2 protein-coding genes and 1 pseudogene are annotated in these 1,002 nt (G+C 70.9%); all 3 read left to right on the top strand.

Annotated elements, in window-relative coordinates; genetic code table 11:
• Positions 1-313: pseudogene (locus ABTU92_RS29210) on the top strand (diaminopimelate decarboxylase); the annotation flags it as partial.
• Between the two features lie 78 nt (positions 314-391).
• Positions 392-625, top strand: a complete 234-nt coding sequence (locus ABTU92_RS29205) for a DUF433 domain-containing protein (RefSeq protein WP_408095055.1) — start codon at positions 392-394, stop codon at positions 623-625.
• Entirely contained in the window at positions 622-1,002 is a 381-nt protein-coding gene (locus ABTU92_RS29200; protein WP_408095054.1) for a DUF5615 family PIN-like protein, read from the top strand. Before ABTU92_RS29205 ends, ABTU92_RS29200 begins: the two co-directional genes overlap by 4 nt.

Below are 1,002 nucleotides of genomic sequence, written 5' to 3'. Positions count from 1 at the left end.
CGACGCCTTCCACGCGCTGCGCCCGGTGACGATGCCAGCGCCCGGCACGCCGACGATCGTCGCCGACGTGGTCGGCCCGGTGTGCGAGTCCGGCGACTTCCTGGCGCTCGACCGCGCGCTGCCGGAGCCGCAGCCGGGCGACCTGATCGCCGTGATGTCGGCCGGCGCCTACGGGGCCGTGCAGGCCGGCACCTACAACACCCGCCCGCTCGTCCCCGAGGTGCTGGTGAACGGCACGGAGTGGGCCGTGGTGCGCCCCCGCCCGTCGATCGAGGACATCATCGCGCTGGACCGGATGCCGGCGTGGTTGTAGGGGCCGCGCCTCGCGTGATGCTGCAGGCCGCGGATTGAGTTACCCTTCGCTCCGTCCGAGCCGCGCACGGAGCCCGAGATGGATGAGCTCACCCGCATTACCCGCGATCCGGCCGTCATGGGTGGCAAGCCCTGCATCCGCGGGCTGCGGGTCACGGTGGGGATGATCGTCGGGCAGATCGCGGCAGGCCGGACGATCGACCAGATCCTCGCCGACTACCCCTATATTCAGCGCGAGGATGTGATCGACGCGCTCCGATACGCCGCGTGGCGGGCCGAGGAACGCGAAATCGACCTGACCACCGGCCGATGAGATTCGTGGTCGACATGAACCTCTCGCCCGGCTGGGTCCAGCTCCTGCAGCAGGCCGGCTTTCAGGCTCGGCACTGGTCGGAGGTCGGTCCGGGAAACGCGCCGGACGAGGACGTGCTGCAGTGGGCCGCCGAGCACGATCATGTGCTGATCACCAGCGATCTCGATTTCGGCGCGATGCTGGCCGGGTCGGGCCGACGGGGTCCCAGCGTCGTGCAGATCCGCAGCGACCTGCTCACGCCGGCCGCCATCGGGGGCATGCTCCTGGCGGCACTCCGCAAGGCCGAGCCTGAGCTGTCGCGCGGCGCCCTTTTGTCAGTCGACCCGGCGCGCGCCAGGATGCGCCTCCTGCCGCTTCCCGGCGCGGAACTTGCCTGA

This window comes from Rhodoplanes sp. SY1 (assembly GCF_046000175.1).
In the GTDB taxonomy this organism is placed as follows: Bacteria; Pseudomonadota; Alphaproteobacteria; order Rhizobiales; family Xanthobacteraceae; genus Rhodoplanes.
This window is presented reverse-complemented; position numbering and strand designations above follow the sequence as displayed.

Coding starts and splice junctions, on each gene's coding strand:
- ABTU92_RS29205 (WP_408095055.1), top strand. CDS start 392: ATGGATGAGCTCACCCGCATTACCCGCGATCCGGCCGTCATGGGTGGC.
- ABTU92_RS29200 (WP_408095054.1), top strand. CDS start 622: ATGAGATTCGTGGTCGACATGAACCTCTCGCCCGGCTGGGTCCAGCTC.